The organism is Phenylobacterium sp. (genome assembly GCF_016793285.1).
Classification (GTDB): domain Bacteria; phylum Pseudomonadota; class Alphaproteobacteria; order Caulobacterales; family Caulobacteraceae; genus Phenylobacterium.
In genome coordinates this window covers 14,298-34,164 of sequence record NZ_JAEUMO010000065.1, presented here as the reverse complement: position 1 = coordinate 34,164, position 19,867 = coordinate 14,298, and the positions used below count along the sequence as shown (strand labels likewise).

At 70.6% G+C, this 19,867-nt stretch carries 17 protein-coding genes; 12 read left to right on the top strand and 5 right to left on the bottom strand.

Translation table 11 applies throughout. The features are described 5' to 3' along the window. The first annotated feature begins 1 nt into the window (after position 1). Both JNL41_RS06895 and JNL41_RS06890 read left to right on the top strand, forming a co-directional pair. Positions 2 to 1,192 (top strand): serine hydrolase domain-containing protein, encoded by a 1,191-nt coding sequence (locus tag JNL41_RS06895; RefSeq protein ID WP_293473541.1) that lies wholly within the window; start codon positions 2 to 4, stop codon positions 1,190 to 1,192. A 79-nt stretch (positions 1,193 to 1,271) separates the two neighbouring features. Beyond that, positions 1,272 to 1,976 (top strand): TetR/AcrR family transcriptional regulator, encoded by a 705-nt coding sequence (locus JNL41_RS06890; RefSeq protein WP_293473540.1) that lies wholly within the window; start codon positions 1,272 to 1,274, stop codon positions 1,974 to 1,976. Between the two features lie 13 nt (positions 1,977 to 1,989). On the opposite strand, the gene JNL41_RS06885 is transcribed toward JNL41_RS06890, so the two are convergent. Next, positions 1,990 to 3,078 carry a DUF2817 domain-containing protein gene (locus JNL41_RS06885; protein ID WP_293473539.1) on the bottom strand — a complete coding sequence of 363 codons (1,089 nt, stop codon included), beginning with the start codon at positions 3,076 to 3,078 and terminating at the stop codon, positions 1,990 to 1,992. A 157-nt stretch (positions 3,079 to 3,235) separates the two neighbouring features. Here JNL41_RS06885 and JNL41_RS06880 point away from each other — a divergent pair, with 157 nt between their 5' ends. Further along, positions 3,236 to 3,655 (top strand): hypothetical protein, encoded by a 420-nt coding sequence (locus tag JNL41_RS06880; RefSeq protein ID WP_293473538.1) that lies wholly within the window; start codon positions 3,236 to 3,238, stop codon positions 3,653 to 3,655. A 1-nt stretch (position 3,656) separates the two neighbouring features. Here the strand turns inward: JNL41_RS06880 and JNL41_RS06875 are convergent, their stop codons facing one another. The 3 genes from JNL41_RS06875 to JNL41_RS06865 are packed head-to-tail and all read right to left on the bottom strand — an operon-like array spanning position 3,657 to position 6,484. Continuing rightward, a complete protein-coding gene (locus tag JNL41_RS06875; protein WP_293473537.1) occupies positions 3,657 to 4,538 on the bottom strand; it encodes a 3-keto-5-aminohexanoate cleavage protein in 882 nt (293 codons plus the stop codon). A 21-nt stretch (positions 4,539 to 4,559) separates the two neighbouring features. Continuing rightward, positions 4,560 to 5,345 (bottom strand): SDR family oxidoreductase, encoded by a 786-nt coding sequence (locus JNL41_RS06870; RefSeq protein WP_293473536.1) that lies wholly within the window; start codon positions 5,343 to 5,345, stop codon positions 4,560 to 4,562. Positions 5,346 to 5,350: 5 nt separating this feature from the next. After that, positions 5,351 to 6,484, bottom strand: a complete 1,134-nt coding sequence (locus JNL41_RS06865) for a mandelate racemase/muconate lactonizing enzyme family protein (RefSeq protein ID WP_293473535.1) — start codon at positions 6,482 to 6,484, stop codon at positions 5,351 to 5,353. 165 nt (positions 6,485 to 6,649) lie between these two features. On the opposite strand from JNL41_RS06865, the gene JNL41_RS06860 reads away from it, so the two are divergent. The 8 genes from JNL41_RS06860 (at position 6,650) to JNL41_RS06825 (ending at position 14,580) form a co-directional block, all read left to right on the top strand. Further along, positions 6,650 to 7,372 carry a TetR/AcrR family transcriptional regulator gene (locus tag JNL41_RS06860; protein ID WP_293473534.1) on the top strand — a complete coding sequence of 241 codons (723 nt, stop codon included), beginning with the start codon at positions 6,650 to 6,652 and terminating at the stop codon, positions 7,370 to 7,372. A 100-nt stretch (positions 7,373 to 7,472) separates the two neighbouring features. Further along, on the top strand, positions 7,473 to 8,435 hold the full coding sequence (locus tag JNL41_RS06855) for an SMP-30/gluconolactonase/LRE family protein (RefSeq protein WP_293473533.1): 963 nt from the start codon (positions 7,473 to 7,475) through the stop codon (positions 8,433 to 8,435). 10 nt (positions 8,436 to 8,445) lie between these two features. Next, positions 8,446 to 9,777 (top strand): aspartate aminotransferase family protein, encoded by a 1,332-nt coding sequence (locus JNL41_RS06850; RefSeq protein WP_293473532.1) that lies wholly within the window; start codon positions 8,446 to 8,448, stop codon positions 9,775 to 9,777. Positions 9,778 to 9,983: 206 nt separating this feature from the next. Next, on the top strand, positions 9,984 to 11,180 hold the full coding sequence (locus tag JNL41_RS06845; RefSeq protein ID WP_293473531.1) for a mandelate racemase/muconate lactonizing enzyme family protein: 1,197 nt from the start codon (positions 9,984 to 9,986) through the stop codon (positions 11,178 to 11,180). Positions 11,181 to 11,185: 5 nt separating this feature from the next. Then, positions 11,186 to 11,398, top strand: a complete 213-nt coding sequence (locus JNL41_RS06840; protein ID WP_293473530.1) for a 4-oxalocrotonate tautomerase family protein — start codon at positions 11,186 to 11,188, stop codon at positions 11,396 to 11,398. Positions 11,399 to 11,427: 29 nt separating this feature from the next. After that, positions 11,428 to 12,384 (top strand): hypothetical protein, encoded by a 957-nt coding sequence (locus JNL41_RS06835; RefSeq protein WP_293473529.1) that lies wholly within the window; start codon positions 11,428 to 11,430, stop codon positions 12,382 to 12,384. Positions 12,385 to 12,409: 25 nt separating this feature from the next. Beyond that, the gene (locus tag JNL41_RS06830; protein ID WP_293473528.1) at positions 12,410 to 13,231 is read left to right on the top strand and encodes a M55 family metallopeptidase; all 822 of its coding nucleotides are present in this window, start codon (positions 12,410 to 12,412) and stop codon (positions 13,229 to 13,231) included. Beyond that, positions 13,228 to 14,580 (top strand): alpha/beta fold hydrolase, encoded by a 1,353-nt coding sequence (locus tag JNL41_RS06825; protein WP_293473527.1) that lies wholly within the window; start codon positions 13,228 to 13,230, stop codon positions 14,578 to 14,580. Before JNL41_RS06830 ends, JNL41_RS06825 begins: the two co-directional genes overlap by 4 nt. Before the next feature lie 52 nt (positions 14,581 to 14,632). Here JNL41_RS06825 and JNL41_RS06820 read toward each other — a convergent pair whose 3' ends face one another. Further along, positions 14,633 to 16,708 carry a family 20 glycosylhydrolase gene (locus tag JNL41_RS06820; RefSeq protein WP_293473526.1) on the bottom strand — a complete coding sequence of 692 codons (2,076 nt, stop codon included), beginning with the start codon at positions 16,706 to 16,708 and terminating at the stop codon, positions 14,633 to 14,635. A 270-nt stretch (positions 16,709 to 16,978) separates the two neighbouring features. Between JNL41_RS06820 and JNL41_RS06815 the strand changes: the two genes are divergently transcribed. Next, positions 16,979 to 19,867 (top strand): TonB-dependent receptor, encoded by a 2,889-nt coding sequence (locus JNL41_RS06815; protein ID WP_293473525.1) that lies wholly within the window; start codon positions 16,979 to 16,981, stop codon positions 19,865 to 19,867.

Sequence of the window (19,867 nt, the reverse complement as noted above, 5' to 3'; positions counted from 1 at the left end):
GGTGCGGGCGAAGGGCGGCGACCGTCGAGCCTGGGCCGAGGCTCTCGACGCGCGTCTCGCCGAGATTCATGCGCTGACGCCGGAGCTCACGTTCCGGCCCGGCGCCCAGGTGCGGGTGTCGAGCCCCGCCCTGGGTGTCGAGCACACATTCCTGGCCGGGGAAGCGCGCGCGGACCGGGCCGGGCCGATGCGGGCCGACACCGGGTTCCACGTCGCCTCGGTGGGCAAGGCGATGACGGCAACGCTGCTGCTGCAGGCGGTCGAGGCCGGCCTTCTGGGGCCGCAGGGCGTGGACCGCTCCGTGGCGGACATCGACGAACTCGGCGACGTCGTTTCCCGCTCGCAGGTGCTGTCCGACCGCCGCGTCACGCTCCGGCGGATGCTGACCCACACCTCGGGCCTGCGGGACGCGTTCAGCGACGATGCGTCCCGCACTGCGGCCCAGAACGGCGGCGCGCCGGCTCCGGGGTCGCTGGGGGCGCGGCTGCGGGCGGATCCCGATCGCGGACGCCTCTGGCGCCCGTGGGACCCTGACGCGCCTGATGTGGCCGACGCCGGAGTGCTGAACTGGTTCCTGGCGTCGGGCGCGGGCGACGCGCCGGTGTTCGCGCCCGGTGAGGCCTTCCACTACAGCGACACGGCGTATGTGGTCCTGGGCCTGCTCGTCGAGCGGTTGAGCGGCCGCTCGTACGGCGCGTCGCTGCGCGACCGGATCTTCGCCCCGCTCGGCATGACGAACACCTTCCTGGCCTATGGGGCCGAAGCGCCCGCGGGATGGGAGTCAGAGGTGTCCGACTTCCTGTACGGCGGTCGTCCGCTGTTCAGCTCGGGCGGCGGGGCGTCCTGGGACTGGGGCGGCGGCGGCCAGGTCAGCACGGCGGACGATCTGGAGCGCTTCCTGCGCGGCCTGTTCGGTGGCCGGCTGCTGCGCTCGACGGCGGCGCTGCGCACCTACGCGCCTCTCGACGGCATGCCGCCTTACTGCGTGGGCCTCGGCCTCGGCGTGCGCCGCCTCGTCAGCCCGGGGGGACGGGTGCTCGAGGGACACGCGGGCGCCTGGTCGGTGCAGGCCTTCTATTGCGCGGAGCTCGATGCCACTATCACCGGAACCTTCAACCGGCCGATGGCGGATCCCAGTCTTCGCAACTGGGTGCTGGACGTGGCCGACAGTCTCGAACACCTGGCAAGGTAGGTTCATGCCCGCAACGAGAGGGTCCGCTCGGAAGGCGTCGTCCGCGGCGCCCGCGCGGCCGCGTCCCACCCTGCCGCTGATGAGTTTCGCCGACTATCTCGACGCGCTGGTGCGCCGCTCGACGAAGCAGCGCGACCCGGAGAAGACGCGGCCGCTGCTGCTGGCCGCCGCGGTACGCTTTTCCGAGACCGGCAGCTTCGCGACCATGACGGTCCGAGACGTCGTGCGTCTGGCCAACACCTCGCACGGGACCTTCTATCTCTACTTCAGCTCGGCCCAGGACATCGCCGTCGAGGTGCTTTCCAGCTTCGTCGAGTACGAACTGCGCACGCTTCCCGACATCGACAAGGAGCGCCACCCGTTCGAGGTGCGCCTCGCCATGGTCCGCTGGTATCAGCAGAGCTTCCGGGCGAACGTCGGGCTGATGCGTAACATGGTGCTGCTGAGCGACAGCGTGCCCGAGGTGGCGGAGATCTGGCGGCGGCGCGGGAAGATGATCATCGACCGCTTCCTCGACTACTACCGGCAGCGCTACGACGTGACGCCCGAGGACCTGAACCTGCTCAGGATCGCTCACCACGCCGTAGGCTCGATGTCCGACCATAGCCTGTTCGCCCGCTATGGCGTCCACGGCGCGTCGGAGACCAGCGAGGAGCGGGACGAGGACCTGCTGATCGAGCTGCACGCCACGTTGTCCTACCGCGCGATCTTCGGCGTCGATCCGCCGGCGGAGTTCCTGGACCGTTCGGCCCGGTTCGTCGGTCTGGCCGCCAAGCTGCGATAGGCGAGGGGCAGTCTCAACGCTCACGGGCTTCCTCGTCCCAGGCCTGCAATCCGTCGAGGAAGCGCGCGAACATGGCCCGGGCGTTGCGCCAGCCCTCACGACGCCAGTCGGCGGCGGCGGGATCGTAGTAGCTCCGGAAGCGCCGTTTCGTCTCGCGCGCCGCCTCGGCGCTGCGAGCGCCGTACAGATGGTCGTGCATCTCGAAGGCCATGGTCTCGCGGAAGGCGTCGTCGAAGGCGACCGTCCCGATCTCCAGGACGGCCGCCGTCATCGCCACGCCGGGCGCTGCACGCCCGAGCGTGGAGTAGGCCGCCGGCTCCATCGGCAGGTCGAGGTCGTGCGCGAGCGAGCCCAGCCAGGCGCGGACCCTGGCGCACGACGGCGGATCGCCGGCCGCCATGACGAAAGCCTCGCCCCATTCGCCCACGCCGGAATGCAGATCCAGGAAGCAGGCCCGCCGCGCGCCCTGGAGCCTCCGGCGAAGGATGCCGTCGAGGGTGCGCTTCGACCATGAGGCCCGAACGCCGTTGAAGCAGAGGCTCGCGGGACGTGCGGTCTGTCCCCGCTTGAGCGCGGCCATGACCGGCCCGGCGCCGTGGGCCGCCACGATGGCCGCGCGCCGCGCCTGCGCGCTGCGCCAGGCGTCGGCGGTCCTCAGCGTCGGAAGGTCGATGGCGTCGTCGATCTCCAGGAACACCGGGTCGGTCGGCGAGACGAAGTCCCCGTAGGTGAGGTTCTTCATCAGGTCGACGTTGTCCTCGTTGACGTACCGGCCCCACGCGGCGCCGTAGGGGTTGATCGCGTGTATCGCCACCACGCGGACGTCTGGCGCGGGGGCCAGGAAGTCCGCGTCGCGCAGCACGCCGACCTGCAGGCCGGAGCCGACGAAGGCCTCGGTTCCGTGGACGCCGCTGTTCAGCACCAGCACCGTCTCCGCGGTGGGCGGGCCGAACCCGCAGACCATCGTCTGGAGGGACTCGCCGCCGGGGCCGCGCAACGGATGGATGATCGCCTCCACGGCGGCCCCGCGCGCCATGGCCGCCGTCGCGAACCTGGCGGAGGCGGTCGCCAGGTCGTCCGAGAAGAAGGCGGCGGCATCCATGCGAAACCTCGTCGCGACGACGCGCCGAGAGTGACATGACTCATAAGTCATGTAAAATGAGCCCGTGTCGAGCGAGGCGGAAAATCGAGTGCCGTCCAGATCTCCTTTGACCTTGCGGGCTCGCCTGAAGCGTCGCCTCGCGGCTTGGCGTGACGGCATGCGGGCGCGCGCGGACCGGATGTTCCTGGGTGGTGTCGATGCCGTCATCGCGCCCCTCTGCGCGCCGTTGGGCGCCGGCGCCCGGATCGCCGTCGTGGGCGCGCGCGACGCTCACGAGGAGGCGCTCTACGCCCTGCACCTGGAGGCGAGGGGGCTCGACGTCGCGCGGCTCATGCCCGACGAGTTTGCCCGCGTGGCCGCCCTCCGTCGCGCGGCGATCGCACGACGGCCCGCGGACGCCGCGGCCGATCCGCGCGCGCTGGCGGCCGCGCTCGCGCCGCCCCGCGCCGAGGCGCTGCTCGTGGTCTGCCCCTGGATCAGCATGGCTCTGCGCCGCGAGCCCATCGACGCCCGCGTCCTCGACGCCGCCGAGGGACTCGCCGCCCTCCAGGCCGCCTGGGCGATGGCGCCGATCTGACTCAGGCGCCGGCCGGCGCCAATCCGAAGATCTCCCGCGCCCGAGCGGGCGACGCGATGCGGAAGCCCAGGTCCTCGACGATGCGGACCGCGCGCTCGCACAACTCGGCGTTGCTGCGCGCCAGCACGCCTTTCTCGAGGTAGATATTGTCCTCGAGCCCGACCCGGGCGTGGCCCCCGAGCAGGACCGACAGGCCCACCATCGGGAACTCCGAGGGCCCCACGCCGAACGCCGTCCACACCGCCCCTTCAGGCAGCAGGCTGCGCCCGAGCTGGATCGACTCCAGACTGGCGGGCCACCCGTACTTCACGCCCAGCACGAACGAGAACAGGGCGGGCGCCGGGAACGGCATGCGGGCCAGCATGTCGCGTGCAAGCACCAGGTCGCCGGGATTGAAGATCTCGATCTCGGGCCTCCAACCGCCGTCTAGCATCGCCGCGGCCATGATCCCGGTGTTGCGCGGCGTGTTCATCACCACCTGGTCGCCCGAGTTCATGGTGTTGAGGTCCAGGGTGCAGACTTCCGGCGGCAGCGCCTGGATGTGCGGGATGCGCGCCAGGGGCGGCAGCAACGACGTGCCCGGCGCAGCGAGGCGCGGATTGTCCGGATCGGGGATGTAGCGACCGCCGGGGCCGGTGGTGAGATTCAGGATCAGCGAGGTGTTGCGGGCCCGGATGCGCTCCACCACCTCGACGTAGTGCTCGGTCTCCATCGACGGCCGGCCGTCGGGATGGCGTACATGGATGTGCGCGACGGAAGCCCCGGCGTCGGCGGCCTCCAGCGCCGACCGGGCGATCTGCTCGGGTGTGATCGGCAGATGGGGCGTCTGCTCCGGCCGGGTGATGTTGCCGGTGATGGCGCAGGTCAGGACGATGTCGCGCACGGGCGATCCTCCGGGCTGGGGTCAGAGGTGGCGGCCGCCGTCCACGTAGATCGTGCTGCCGGTGGTCATGGTCAGGAGGCGCGCGCCGGCCAGCACGGCGTTGGCGACCTCGCGCGGCGTGGCCAATCGCCCGAGGGGCGTCGCAGCGATGGTGCGGGCGATGAACTCGGGGCCGCGGCCCTTGGCGAAATCGGTGTCGAGCGCGCTGGGGGCCACGTTGACCAGACGGATCTCCGGGGCGAGCGCCTTGGCCAGCGCGACCGTCATGGCGTCCATCGCCGCCTTGGCGCCCACATAGGCCACGTTGCTGCCGACCCCGGTGCGCGCGGCGACCGACGAGACGTTCACCACGCAGGGCGCCTGTCCGCGGCGCAGGGCCGGCGTCAGGTCGCGGATGATCCGCAGCACGCCGGCCGCGTTGGAGGCCATGACCTCGTCGATCGTGGCGTCGTCGAGCTGTTCGATCGCCCGCAGCGGCACCGTGCGGGTCACGCCCGCGGTGTTGACCAGGATGTCCAGGCCGCCCAGCTCGCGCTCGACCCACGCGGCCAGCGCGCGGATCGACTCGGGCCGGGTGAGGTCGACGCCGATCGCGGCCAGTTCGCCGTCGGCGGCCGGCGGGCGGACCGCCGCGGGCTCGGGCCCGCGGCGTGAGGCGATCACGACGCGCGCGCCCAGCGCGCGCAACTGTATGGTCGTCTCGGCGCCGATGCCGCCGGCGCCGCCGACGATCAGGGCGCGGGCGCCGCGGAAGCCTTCGGCCAGAAGGCCGAGGGCGGCCGGGACGCTTTCGGTGTCTGCGACCATGACGGCTACTGGTGCCGGACCGCGCCGTCCATGGCGCGGGCCGCGCCATGGGCGAACTTGTTGCCGAACGGTTCGTAGGTCGCCTGCCGCAGGTAGTCGACGTCGAGTTCGACGCCGATGCCCGGCGTGTCGGGAATGGCCAGGAAGCCCTCCTCAAGCCGGTTGATCTGTTTGACCACCCGGTTCCACGGCTCCCGCGCTTCACGCACGTAGCCCTGCACGTCCCAGTTGGTGGTGCAGGCGGCGAGCTGGATATGGCAGGCGGTCACGACCGGGCTGGTGAAGTTGTGCGGGACGATCCGTTGATGCCGGCTCTCGGCGATGGCCGCGATCTTTCGGACCTGGGTGAAGCCGCCGGCCAGACCCACGTCGGGACGCAGGATCGAGACCGCGTGGCGGTCCGAGAACTCGCGGAACTCCCAGATGTTGGTGTTGCGTTCGGCCAGCGCGACCACCCCGCCCATGCGCGCGGCGGCGTGGCCGTTGCTCTCCAGGCTGAACGGCAGGATCGGGTCCTCGAGGAAGTAGGGCCGCAGCGGTCGCACATCGGCGGCGAACACCTCGGCCAGGTCGGGGGTGAGATTGCGATGGATCTCCACGGCCATGTCCATGTCCCAGCCGATGGCCTCTCGCACCCGCCCGACGGAAGCCACGACCCCGCCCAGCAGGCCGACCGTGGTGCGCGTCGCCCAGTCCCCCAGGAACGGCTTGATCTTGATGGCGGTGAAACCCTCGGCGCGCGCTTCCACCGCCTTGCGGATCATCTCGTCCTCCGACGTGGCCTCGATCAGAAGGATGGCGCGGACCTTGTCGCGAACCCGCCCGCCGAGAAGTTCGTAGACGGGCACGCCCAGCGCCTTGCCCTTGATGTCCCAGAGCGCCTGGTCGATCGCGCTGAGGGCGCCCATCAGCGCGCTGTCCCGCAGGCAGTGGTGCTTGAACAGGCGGTTGAAATGGAACTCGGGCCGGAAGGCGTCGGCCCCGATGAGGTCCGCCTCGAGGTCATCCAAGACAGCCCGCGCTGCGAGGGGATGGGTGAAGTACGTCGACTCGCCGACCCCGGTGACGCCCGTATCGGTCGTCACCGCCACGAAGAGCCAGTGTCCGGCCACGAAGGTTTCGATGGTGTCGATCCGCATGGAGCTCCTGCCGTCTGCATATCGATTAATATGACCCATGAGTCATATATTCAAGCCCCAACGCCGGCGGGCGGTTGACGCTGCAATTGCCAGGGGTGATGTTCCGAGCGGCTGGCCCGTCTTCCAACCCGCCGGTCAGCAGGCGTTCAGCTTTCGAGGGCTCATTTGACCGACGATTCGACCAGCCTGGGGGTGATCCGCTACGCGACCTACCTCGAGGCCGCGGCCCAGGAGATCAAGAAGACGCGCAGCGGCGAGCGCTCTCGCCTGAAGCTGATGGCGGCGGGGGCGCGGTTGCTCGATTCGACCGACTACCGCGAGATGATGGTCGAGCAGGTCTCGCAGGAGGCCGGCGTCGCCAAGGGCACGTTCTACATCTACTTCAAGACGAAGGACGAGTTCCTGCGCGAACTGGGCCGACGCTATGTCGCCTTCGAGTTCCAGACCTACCCGCGGCTCTCCAGCCGCGACAGCCAGTTCACCAACAGCCGCAGGTGGATCGCCTGGTACGAGAAGACGTTCGAGGCGAATGCGGGCGTGCTGCGCTGCATCGTGCAGATGGGCGCCGCCGACGAGATCATGCGCGAACTCTGGCACGGCCGGAACGGGCGGATCGTCGACCGCGCCATGGCCGGTTGGGAGAAGCACAATCCTTCCAGGGATCCGACGCTGCAACGCTGGGTGATGCGGACCGCGGGGGGCATGCTGGACCAGAGCCTGTTCGAGCGCTACGGCGTCCAGCCCGGGCCGGGCCTCAACGAGACGGCGAGCTTCGAGGTGCTCGTCGAACTGCACGCGCTGCTCAACTTCCGCGCCCTGTACGGCCGCAATCCGCCGCTGGAAGAACTCAGCCCCGGCAGCCCGCTGCGCCAGCTCTTCGAAACCTAGACCGCGGGTCGTGACCGCCAGGTCGCCGTCTCGGACAGCGTCCGGACGGCTTGCTTATATGACTCATGGGTCATAATGTGCGGATGTAAGGGAGGCGCCGATGGGTGGTCGCGACGAACCTGCGGACCTGCGCGTCGTCACGGACGCGCTGCGGTTCCCCGAGGGGCCGGTGGCGCTGCCGGACGGCTCGGTGCTGGTGGTCGAGATTGCAGGTCCTGCGTTGTCGCGCGTCTGGCCGGACGGGACGGTCGAGGTCGTGGCAGAACTGGACGGCGGTCCCAACGGCGCGGCCCTGGGCCCGGACGGGTGGTGCTACGTCTGCAACAGCGGCGGCTGGCTGTACACGACCGAGGCCAACGGCTGGCGGCGGCCGACCGGACAGGCCGACCGGCCCGGCTGGATCGAGCGCGTCCATCTGGCCTCGGGCCGTGTCGAGCGCCTGTACGAGCGCTGCGGCGACCTGGAGCTTCAATCGCCGAACGACCTCGTGTTCGACAGCCGCGGCGGCTTCTACTTCACCGACCATACCAAGCGCAGGCCCCGCCAGATGGGGATGGGCAGCGTATTCTACGCAGAGCCGGACGGCTCGGGCGTCGTCGAGGCGGTCACGGGCCTGGTATCGGCCAATGGGGTCGGACTGTCCGCGGACGAGCGCACGCTGTTCGTCGCCGAAACGCTGACGCGCCGCATCTGGGCGTTCGACCTCGTCGCGCCGGGCCGGATCGCGGCTCAGCCTTGGCCGTCGCCCAACGGGGGGCGTCTCGTGGCGGGGCTGCCCGACAACAACCTGCTTGATTCGCTGGCGTTGGACGCCGCCGGCAACATCTGCGTCGCGTCGTTCGACAACTGCGGGATCTGGGAGATCTCGCCCGACGGGGCGTCGCGCCGCTTCGTGGGCTTCGACGACTACTACGCGACCAACATCGCGTTCGGCGGCGATGACCTGCGCACGGCGTTCGTCACGCTCTCGTCGACCGGACGCCTGGTGGCGTTCCAGTGGCCGCGACCCGGCCAGCCTCTCAACTTCCTCAACCGGCCCGCGGCGGCGGCCGCCGCCTCGTAGGAGACCGCTCGTGTTCCCCGATCCCCAGTCCAGATCAGCGCAGCTCTTCGAGCGCGCCCGGCGCGTGCAGCCCGGGGCCAACACCCGACACATGATCACGTTCGCCCCGTACATCGTTTACGCCGACCGCGGCGAGGGGTGCCGGCTGACGGACGTCGACGGCAACGTCTACATCGACTGGATCAACAACTTCTCGACCCAGATCCACGGCTACGCCTTCGCCCCGATCCTGGAGGCGGTGCGCGCCCAGATCGAGCGGACGATCTGCTGCATCCTCCCGGACGAGTCCGAGATCGAGCTCTCCGAGATGATCGTCGAGCGCATGCCGGGGGTCGACCAGGTCCGGTTCACGAACTCCGGCACCGAGGCGATGATGGTGGCGATCAAGGCCGCGCGCGCCCTTACCGGCCGCAGCAAGGTCGCCAAGGCCGAGGGCGGCTATCACGGCCAGTACGACCTGATGGAGGCGAGCTTCCTGCCGACGCCGGCGAACTGGGGGCCGGCGGATCGGCCTGCCGCGCCGCCGCTGGGCGTCGGGACGCCGAGGTCGCTGACGGATCAGGTGGTCGTCTATCCGTTCAACGACTGGCCGACGACCGAGGCGCTGCTCGAAGAGAGCGCCGCCGACCTCGCCGCGGTGGTGATCGACCCCTATCCGGCGCGGCTGGGGTTCTCCCCGGCCGACCGCGCCTATCTGGACGCGCTGAAGGCCTTCTGCCGGCGCCGCGGCGTCGTGCTGATCTTCGACGAGGTGTTCTGCAACCGCGCAGGCTACCACGGCGCCCAGGGCCGCGCCGGGGTCACGCCCGACCTGACCGTCATGGGCAAGATCATCGGCGGCGGCTTCCCGATCGGCGCGGTGGGCGGGACGCGCGAGGCCATGGCGGTGTTCGACAACCTGGCCGGCCCCCTGCGCATGAGCCACAGCGGGACCTTCACGGCCAATCCCGTCTCGATGGCGGCGGGCATCGCGGCGTTGAAGCACCTCACGCCGGAGGTGTTCCAGCGGCTCGAACGCCAGGGGGATCGACTGCGAAGCGGGCTGACGGCGCAGTTCCGCCGAGAGGGCCTCGTCATGCGGGCGAACGGTCTCGCCTCGATGACGAGTCTGCAGTTCTTCGCCGAGCCGGCGCGCGACTATCGCGAGTTCTACACCCGGTCGGGCCCTGACTATCTCCAGCGGATGCAGTCGCTCCACCGGAGCTTCCTGAGCGAGGGCGTGCTGATGGCCACCCGCGGAATGATGATCGGCTCGGCCGCCATGACCGACGCCGACATCGAGGAGACTCTCGACCGCTGCGGCCGCGCGCTCGCCGCGTTCGCGGGACAAACGGCCGCCTAGGTCCCAGCGACCTCGTCGGCCCGGCCAGAGGCGGGGGCGCGTACGAGCCCGCGACCTGGCCCTCATCCGCCTTCCGCTGTCACGCCTCGGCTGCCCTGAGTGTCGATTCGTTCCCGCCCCGGCCCGCGGCTCTTGACTAAATATGACTCACGGGTCACGTCTTGATCAGGTTGTGCGGGCCGCCGGGCCGCGCCGGAGGACCTCACATGAGCCGTATCGCCGAAGTCGAATGCGTCCACCTGCGCTTCGAGTACGACATGGCCAAGACATTCCGCACGCCCGCCGGTCCGGTCCACGGACGCTTCGCGAGCCTGGTGCGCATGCGCACCGACGACGGCCTGGAAGGCATCGGCTCCGCCTACGCCCATCCCGGGGTCGTGCAGGCCTCGGTCGACCACATGGCGCCGTTCCTGATCGGGCTCGCGCCGGACGACGTGGGCCGGCTGGCCGACCGGCTCAACGGCGTCAGCCGCTGGTACGGCCGCAAGGGCGGCGCGCTGGCCGCGATCAGCGGGATCGACACTGCGCTGTGGGACCTGAACGGCAAGCGCCTGGGCCAGCCCGTCTGGAAGCTGCTGGGCGGCCGCGAGGGGCGCGCGCCGGCCTACGCTTCCGGCAACCTCTACTCGAGCCCCGAGGCGGTCGCGGACGGCGTGCGCCGCGCGCTGGCGCGTGGCTTCCGGCGCGTCAAGATGCGGGTGGGATGGACCTACGACTACGATGTGGCCGCCATGCGCGCGGCGCGCGCCGCCATGGGCCCGGACCACGACCTGATGATCGACGGCACTCAGCGCTTCACGGTCGAGCGCGCCCTCGACCTGGCGCCTGTGCTGGCCGAGGTGAACGCCTTCTGGTTCGAGGAGCCGTTCGGGCCCGATGACCTGGACAGCTACGTGGCGCTGCGCGAGCGCCTGAAGCCCTACGGCGTGCGGCTGGCCACGGGAGAGAACGAGTTCGGCCTCCACGGCTTTCGCGAACTGCTGCGCGCAGGCGCCATCGACATCGCCCAGGCCGACGCCAGCCGGGCAGGCGGGATCACCGAGGTCATGGAGGTGGGCCGCATGGCCGCCGCGCACGGCGCGCTGCTGGCGCCGCACACCTGGTGCGACGCCGTCGCCGTGGTGGCCAACGCCCACGTCGTCGCCGCCTCGCCGAATGGCCTGACCTGCGAGGTCGACCAGACCGGCAACCGCTTCATCGAGGAGTTGGTCGGCCCGCTGCCGATCCGCGACGGCATGCTCGAACTGGGCGACCGACCCGGCCTCGGGATCACACTCGACGAAGATCTCGTGCGAGAGCTTCGCGTCGACCCCTTCAGCATGCCGGACGGCAACTACTGCGACGTGATCTTCGGACGGGGCCAGACGCGCTACATCGGCGACTACGTGCCCAAGGCGGCTTGAGCGCCATGCCTCTGATCCAGATCTCGCTTCGGACCGGCCGCTCGGCGCGGCAGCTGCACGAACTCGCGGCCGGGGTCACCCGCGCGGCGAGCGAGGCGCTGGGCGCCCCGGCGTCCTCGATTCGCGTGATCGTCGCCCAGGTGCCGCCGGAGAACTGGTTCGTGGGCGGCGCACCGCTGGGGCCACCGTCTGCGGGCCTTCACGACGACTCTTTGTGACCTTCTAGTCATATGGTTCAGTGCTCGCCGTGAAACGCCGCACGCTCTGCCTGTTCGCCTTCGCCGCGCTCGCGGCCGGGCCGGCGCGCGCCGAGAACGGCGAGCGTCAGGGCGCCGAGGCAGCCTACCGTCCAACCATCGCCGATCCACGGCACGCGCCGGGCGCCGGGGCGCGCATCTGCAACGACGAGGCGCACCACAACTTCCACCGCCTGGACGGACGTTTCGCGGCGTTCGCGGCCGTGCTGCGCGCGGACGGCTACCGCCTCTCGCGCCTGGACGCCGCCCTCCGGCCCGCCGCGCTGCGGCGCTGCGACGTCCTGGTGATCGCCAACGCCCTGCCGTCGGACGGACCGTGGGAGGACTATCCGCGGCCGACGCCGCCGGCGTTCACCGCCGAGGAGGTCGGGACCGTGCGTCGCTGGGTGGCGGGCGGTGGGCGGCTTCTGCTGATCGCCGACCACCGGCCGCTCGCGGGCGCCGCAGCCAGCCTCGCCGAGGCGTTTGGCTTCCACTTCACCGACGGCTACGCCCTGGCCCTGCCGGCCGATGCGCCGCCGGGCGCGATCGTCCCGCGCATGCCGGACCTGTTCACCGCCGACGCCGGCGCGCTGCGTCGGCATCCGATCACAGACGGCCGTCTCGGCGGCCCGCCCGTGACCCAGGTGGCCACCTTCATCGGCCAGGCGTTCCGCGCCGACCCCGGCGCGCAGCCGCTGCTGGTGCTGCCCGAAGGGTTCGTCTCGCTCGATCCCGCGCGGCCGTGGGCGTTCGATGCGGCCACGCCGCGCCAGGCGGTCCGCGGCTGGCTGCAGGGCGCGACGCGAAAGGTCGGCCGCGGACGCGTGGCCGTGTTCGGCGAAGCGGCGATGTTCACCGCCCAGGTCGCCGCCAACGGGCAGAAGATGGGCCTGGACGCACCGGGCGCCGAACAGAACGTGCGCTTCCTACGCAATGTGATCGCATGGCTGGCGGCGGCCGGCTGACGGTAGGAGTCGAGGGGACAGTGGCATGAAGCTCTACATTTCAGCGGACATCGAAGGCGTCGGGGGCATCGCCCACTTCGACAGCGGGACCGCGGGCCAGTTCGACTATGGCGAAGCCCGCCTGTGGATGACCAACGAGGTGGTCGCCGCCTGCGAGGGCGCCCGCGAGGCCGGGTGCGAGGAGGTGATCGTCTCGGACTCCCACTACAATGGTCGCAACATCCTCGTGGATCGCCTGCCGCCCTATGCCCGCCTGATCCGCTGCTGGCCGCGCCCGCTGCTGATGATGGAGGGCGTGCAGGAGGCCGGCGTCGTAGGCGCTGTGCTGCTCGGCTACCACGTCGGCGCGGCGTCGGCGGAAGGCCTGTGCCCTCACACCGTCAACGGCGGGGTCTTCAGCGACATGCGACTGGACGGCGCCTCGATCTCCGAAACCCACATCAGCGCGCTGACCGCGGGTGAGCTCGGGGTGCCGGTGCTGCTCGCCACGGGCGACGACGCCTATGCGCGTCACGCGGCCGCCGTCCTGGGGGAGGTGGAGACCGTGGTCACCAAGACGGCGCTCAGCCATACGGCGGCCGACACGCTCACCCCGGAGGTCTGCTGCGGGCTGATCCGCGAGGCGACGGCGAAGGCGGTGAAGCGGCGGGCCGACTTCCGGCCCTATGACCGGCCCTGGCCGATGGATCTCGACATCGCGTTCAAGGGCAACCGGATGGCGGAGCTCATGGCCATGCTGCCGCAGTTCGAGCGGCTCAACGGCTACACGGTCCGCAGCCGGCCGAAGTCGGCCCGCGAGATGTCGGAGATCCTCAATTTCCTCAACCAGATGGTGTCGCTGAAGTGACGGGCGGCGCGGCGGACGGAGCGCGCCTGCCGATCGTCTTCGTGCATGGCAACGGCGAGACGGGGGCGGCCTGGTCGTCCCTCGCTGCCCGCTTCCGCGGCCTGGGCTACGCGCGGTTGTTCGCCGTGGACCTGGACCCGCCGGGCCACGGTTCGTGCGTCGATTACGCGCGTCAGCTCGCCGACTACGTGGCGCAGGATGTGCAGCCGCACATCGGCGCCGGCGCGCCCTTCGCCCTGATCGCCCACAGCCTGGGGGCGCCGGTCGTCCGCTATTACCTGTCGGTGCTGGGCGGGGCCTCGACCGTCTCCCATGCGATCTACATCGCAGGCTGCGTGTCGGGGGCGCCGGCCTGCGATGTCATGCTGCTGCGCGATCCGCAGGGTCGGATCTTCCGCCAGGCGCCCGAGATCCACACCGGCGGATCGGCCTTCCTGGAGGACCTCGACGCTCGGGGCCCGCCGCCGAACGTGCGCAGCCTCACGATCTCCAGCCCGGACGATGCGCAGTACCTGCTGTTCGAGGAGGGGCCGCAACTGGCCGGCGCCGACAACCGCGTGTTGCCGGGTCTCGGCCACTGGGCGATCCGGGAGGCGGACGACAGCTTCGCGCTGATGGCGGCTTTCCTGGAGGACCGCGCCGAGCTCTGCGACCTCGGCCGGCACGCGCCGTCGCCGCCCGAGAGCCCGGTCGGGACCTGGCTGGCCTGCGAGCCGGAGTTCCAGGACCTGGTGCTCTCGTTCGACGATCGGGGCGTGGTCACGCAGAGCTTCCAGGGACGCCGTGCCGAAGGGGTGTTCGTCGCCGCCCCATCGCCGCCCAACCACAGGGTCGACCTGCGCCTCGGCGACGAGCAGATCCTCGGACTCTACCGGCTGACCCTGGACGGCGAGACGCTGGGCCTCGTCCGGGGCGAGCCTAGCGGGCCGCGCCCGCGTCGGTTCCGCCTGCCGGCCCTGTTCCGACGCGCCGCGCCGGGCGGCTGGCCCCCGGACCTCACGGGCGTCTGGCGCTCGACCGCGCCGGGCGCGCTGGGCGGCATCGGGTTGAAGGCGTTCACGCTGGACATGGCCGGGGACGGCCGGTGGAGGATCCAGGTCCATGAGGGCGAGGACATCCGGGTGGAGGGCGCATGGTCGGCCGCGCCCCCACGGGAGGCCGGCGAAGGGCCGTTCCGGCTGGACCTGACGATCGCGCGCTCGAACACGCCGCGGCTGGCCGAGGGCGCGTGGTGGGGCGGTCTGGCTCAGGTGGCGGATGGCGTGATGCGGCTGGAGATGCCGGCCGTGACCCGCGGCGCGATCCGCCCCCAGGTCATCGACAACCCCGCTGTGCTGGTCCGCGCGTAGATGGTCAGCGACCTTGCCGGAGCGGGCCGGCATGCCGGGCACGACGCGTCACTCACGGCGAGGCGGCCGCCTCGATGAGCGCGCGCAGACCCGGGGTGACCGTGATGATCAGGTCCCCGGGCGGGCGCTTGCCGAAGAACGCGAAAATCGGCCGCGCGGACGCCGCCTCGGACGCCTCGGCCCGGGCGATCGCCGACCGGCCGCGCTCGGCCGCGTCGGCGGCCAGGGGCTTGCCGGCTTCCAGAGCGTCGAGCGCAGCGAGTCCGGCGGTCGCGAGTCCCGCGATCTCCGCCGAGACGGGCAGCACCTCTCGGATCGAGGGATTCGCGGCGGCCTGGGCCTGCAGCCGCGCATCGTTGACGATCCAGGCCTGAAGCTCCGCGCGGACCTGGGGCGCGAGCCCTCGGTCGCCGGCAACCAGCCGCCGCGCTCGCGCCGCGAATCCTCGCGCGACCAGGCTGTCGACCGGGGCCGCGTCGGCCGCCGCGGTTAGGTGCTGGACCGCCTTCTCGCCCCGCAACGCCGCAGGGACGCGCTTGTCGTGCGCCATGTTGCGGACCGGGCCGACGAGGTCGAGGAAGGCGAGCAGCGGTCCGGTGTCGCCGGGCGCGAGGCGCGAGGCCATGCGCGCGCGAAGCTCACGGTCGTTCAGACCCAGGCGGCGCAGGCGGTCCTGCTGGACGGCAAGGCGGGCGTACATGTCGTCGACGTCGCGCACGTCCCGCGGCGACCAGAAGCGTTCGGCCAGCGCGGCCGCGCGCGGCCAGAGTCGCGAGTCCAGCATCTCGTCGCTGACCAGTTCCGCCCAGATCGGCGCTTCGCCCCCCAGCACCAGAGCCTCCTGGGCCGGTGACAGAGGCGGCGCCGGCCGGACGACGATCCCGTCGGTCACGAAGTGGGCGACGAGCGGGTGCAGCTTGCGGGCGGCCTCGGCGTCGGCCGGGGACATGCCGGCCGTCGAGGTGTCGAGCGGGTCGAAGCCGTAGTGGAACGCCGCCGTGTTCAGCAGGTCGAGGTAGTAGCCGGCGGATACGATCGTGCGGTGGCCCTGGGCCGTGGCGCGCGCCGTCGCGTTGGACGTGCGCCAAGCCTGCACGACCACGTCGCGCGGCAGCGTCCCGGTGTCGATGACTTCCTCCCACCCGACGACGATCTTGCCGCGCCGGGTCAGAGCCTGATGGATCCGGCGATGGAAGTGGGCCTCGACCTCCGCCTTGGTCTTCAGGCCCCGCGCGGCCTTGAGCGCCTCGACCGCCGGGTCGCCCGCCCAGGCGTCGTCGCCGACCTCGTCGCCGCCGATATGAAAGTAGTCGTCGGGGAACAGGCCGGCCATCTCGTCGAACAGCCGCGTGACGAAGCGATAGGTCTCCTCTGACGCCGGGTTCAGCACCTGGGCGCCGGCCGCCCCGGGGCCGACCGGGTGCGACGCCAGTTGGGGGTAGGCCAGGATGATCGCGCGAGTGTGGCCGGGCACGTCGAACTCCGGGACCACGCGCACGCCGCGATCGGCGGCGTAGGCCACGAGGTGGCGGATCTGCGCCTGTGTGTAGAACTGGCCCTGGGCCGCGATCCCGTGCAGCCGGGGGTAGCGCCGGCTCTCGACCCGGAACGCCTCGTTGTCGCTCAGGTGCAGATGCAGGACGTTTAGCTTCACCTGCTCCATGGCGTCGATCTGGCGCTTCAGGGTCCCCACGGTCATGAAGTGCCGGGCCGTGTCGATCATCACGCCGCGCCAGGCGAAGCGCGGCTTGTCGTCGATCTCCACGAAGGGCAGGGCGGCGGACCCGTCGGGCGCGGTTTCCAGCAACTGGCGCAAGGTGGCCAGCCCCCGCAGCACGCCGATCGGTCCGTCCGCCTCGAGGCGGACGCCCCGCTCGTCCACCTGCAGGCGATAGGCTTCGCGCGCGCCGAGGGCGAGGGCGCCGGGTTCGGCGGCGCGGCAGGCGATATCCAGGCGCGGCCCGGCGGCGGCGAACGTCTCGATGCCCGTCAGTCGCCCGAGATCGCGCTGGAAGCGCTCCGCGGCCCGGTCGAGCCGGAGTTCGTGGCAGCCTGTCCAGACGATGGCGAGGCGGCCGGGGATGGCCAGGGCGCCCGCCTGCTCCGTCACCGATTGAGGCCGCGGCATGAGGGCAACGGCCGCGGAAGCGCCGGAGGCAGCCAAGGCGACGGCAATGGTGAGGACGAGGACGGCGGTGAAACGTCGGAGCATCGTCAAGGGCGGCCTCTTGGCAGGACGCCTGTCGGCGCTCCAATCGACCAAGCCGATAGGCGCTTCCGCGTAGGCGTCAACGTCCCGCGAAACGGAGGCTTGCCAACAGCGCCGATGTCGTCGTACTCAATATGCGAATAAAAGTTCGTAATCCGAACAACTAGAAATCGAGGGAAGGATACGCGGATGGGTCGGTCGGGACTCTCAAGGGTGTTGTGGAGCGGCGCGAGCCTGCTCGCGATGATGGTGATCCCATCTCAAGCGTGTGCGCAGGCGGCTGCCGAAGGCGGCGAAGCTGCGGTCGACGAGGTCGTCGTCACCGGAAGCCGCATCCAGAATCCCGGCATGACCTCGCCGACGCCGCTGACCGTGCTCGGCGCCGAGCAGTTCAAGCGCACGACGCCTTCCTCGGTCGACGACATCATCACGCAGTTGCCGGCGTTCCGTTCGAACTCGGGCGTGAACCAGGTGCAGCGCAACGCCGGCTCGATCTCGACCGGCCAGAGCCTCGCCAACCTGCGCGGCCTCGGCGCGCAGCGGACCCTGACGCTGATCGACGGGCAGCGGCCGGCGCCGACCAATGCGCAGGGGACGACCAGCACCAGCATCATCCCGGTCGGTCTGATCAAGCGCGTGGAGGTGGTGACCGGCGGCGCTTCGGCCGCCTACGGCTCCGACGCCGTGGCCGGCGTCGTGAACTTCGTGCTGAAGGACCGCATCGACCACCTCGAAGGCCAGGTCATCGCCGGCCGCTCGCAGCGTGGCGACAACGAGGAGTGGGGCGTCAGCCTGGCGGACGGCTTCTCGCTGATGGACGACCGGCTGCACGTCGTGGTCGGGGCCGACTACAACGACAACAAGGGCGTCGGGAACATCTACAAGCGGGGCTGGGCCTCGGTGGAGGCCGGCAACTCGGGCACGCCGCTGGCGTTCGGCGCCACGCGTCCCGCGGGGACGCCCGCTTTCGGCTGGGCGACCGGCGTTGAGTACGCCACCCAGACCCCGGGCGGCGTGATCAACACCGCCAGGACCCCGACCGGCGCGACCGTGTCGCTGCTGAATCAGCTCGCCTTCGCGCCGAACGGCGGCCTCTACCGGCTCGAGCGCGGCCCGGTGTTCGGCAACCTGATGATCAACTCGTCGAGCAACCACGTGGCGACCCCGATCGCCCAGTGGAACCTGAAGCAGCCGCTCGAAGCGCTCTCGACGATGGGCAAGGCGGTCTACGACGTCAGCGAGGACACCAGCATCTTCGTGCAGGCCGGCTACGCCTGGAGCAACGTCTTCACGCTCTCGCAGTACCACCAGACACCGACCGTCACGATCCTGGCGACCAACCCCTACCTGCCGGCCGCGACCCGCGCGCTGATGCAGGCCAACAACATCGCTTCGTTCGACATGGGGCGGGTCGACACCGAGTGGCTCGGCACCTCGGCCGACAACACCTACAAGACCTTCGAGGTTTCGACCGGCATCAAGGGCAAGGTCCTCGACCGGTTCTCGTGGGACCTTTCGTACAACTACGGCCGCTCGGTCATCGACTCGAAGGTCTATGGCACCCGCGAGGCCAACCTGGCGGCGGCCGAGTACGCGGTGCTCGACGCCAGCGGCAACATCGTGTGCGGGCCGGTCGCGACCAACCCGAACTTCGCGGCCGCGCGGCTGACGAACACGATCCAGCCCGGCCTGGTGCAGCCCGGCTGCGTGCCGCTGAACCCGTTCGGGATCGGCAATTCCTCGCAGGCGGCGCGCGACTATGTGGCGGGCCTCGAGTTCACCAGGGACGTGATGGTCCGTCACGACGTGGCGCTGAACGTCTCCGGCTCGCTGTTCGAACTGCCCGCGGGCCCGATCGCCTTCGCCACCGGCCTGGAGTACCGCCGCGACACCCTCGACCAGACCGCAGACCCGCTGCAGATCCTGGGCCTCTACTCGTCCGGCAACAACAAGTCGTACTCCGGCAAGGAGACCGTGCGCGAAGGCTACGCCGAGGTCGAGGTCCCGCTCCTGAAGGACGTGCCGTTCTTCAACGCGCTCGGCGTCAACGGCGCCGTGCGCCGGACCGACTACAAGATCAGCGGCGCGGTCACGACCTGGAAGGTCGGCGGGACCTGGGAGCCACTCGACGGCCTGCTGCTGCGGATGACCCGTTCGCGCGACATCCGTGCTCCGTCGCTGTCGGAGCTGTTCCTGGTGGGCGGCATCTCGGCGACGGGCTCGTTCGTCAATCCGTTCAACGGCCAGTCGGCCCGCCTGCCCGTGCAGACCCTGGGGAACTCCAACCTCGTGCCCGAGCGCGCCGACACCTTCTCGGTCGGGGGCACCTGGCGGGCGCCCGCCGGCCCGCTCTCGGGCCTTCGCGTCTCGGTCGACTACTTCCGCATCAAGGTGCGCGACGTGATCGCCTCGGTCGGCGCGACGGACATCCTCCAGCGCTGCTTCCAGAACGTCACGATCTACTGCTCGGCCATCACCTTCGACAACTCGGCTTTCGGCATCTCCAAGGTGCTGACCCAGCCCTTCAACCAGTCGGTGCTGCTGGCCGAGGGCCAGGACTTCGAGGTCGGCTACCGGACGGACCTGGACGGCGTCGGCCTGCCGGGCTCCATCGACATCAACGCCTTCGCGACCCACCTGTCGCACCTGAAGACCACCGACCGGACCGGTCCCCTGGGCATCACGGTCGACAACGCCGGCGTGCAGGCGGGCCAGTCGAAGTGGGTCGGCTCGGCCTTCATCAACTACCGGTTCGACCCGATCACCGTCGGGCTGCAGATGCGGGCCTTCTCCAAGATCCGCTACTCGGCCCTGTTCTTCGGGCCTGAGGAAGACGGCTACAACCCGACGCTCTCGACCAGCATCAACAAGAACGTCTTCCCGTCGCTGGTCTATTTCAACCTCAACGGCAGCTACGACTTCGAGCGCTTCGGGCGAAAGTTCCAGGCCTTCGCCAACGTCAACAACCTGTTCGACAAGGATCCGCCGGCGCTCGCGATCGCGGCGATCAACCTGGGCGGCAACCCGTACGACTACGTTGGCCGCACCTTCAAGGTCGGCCTGCGGTTCGGCTTCTGA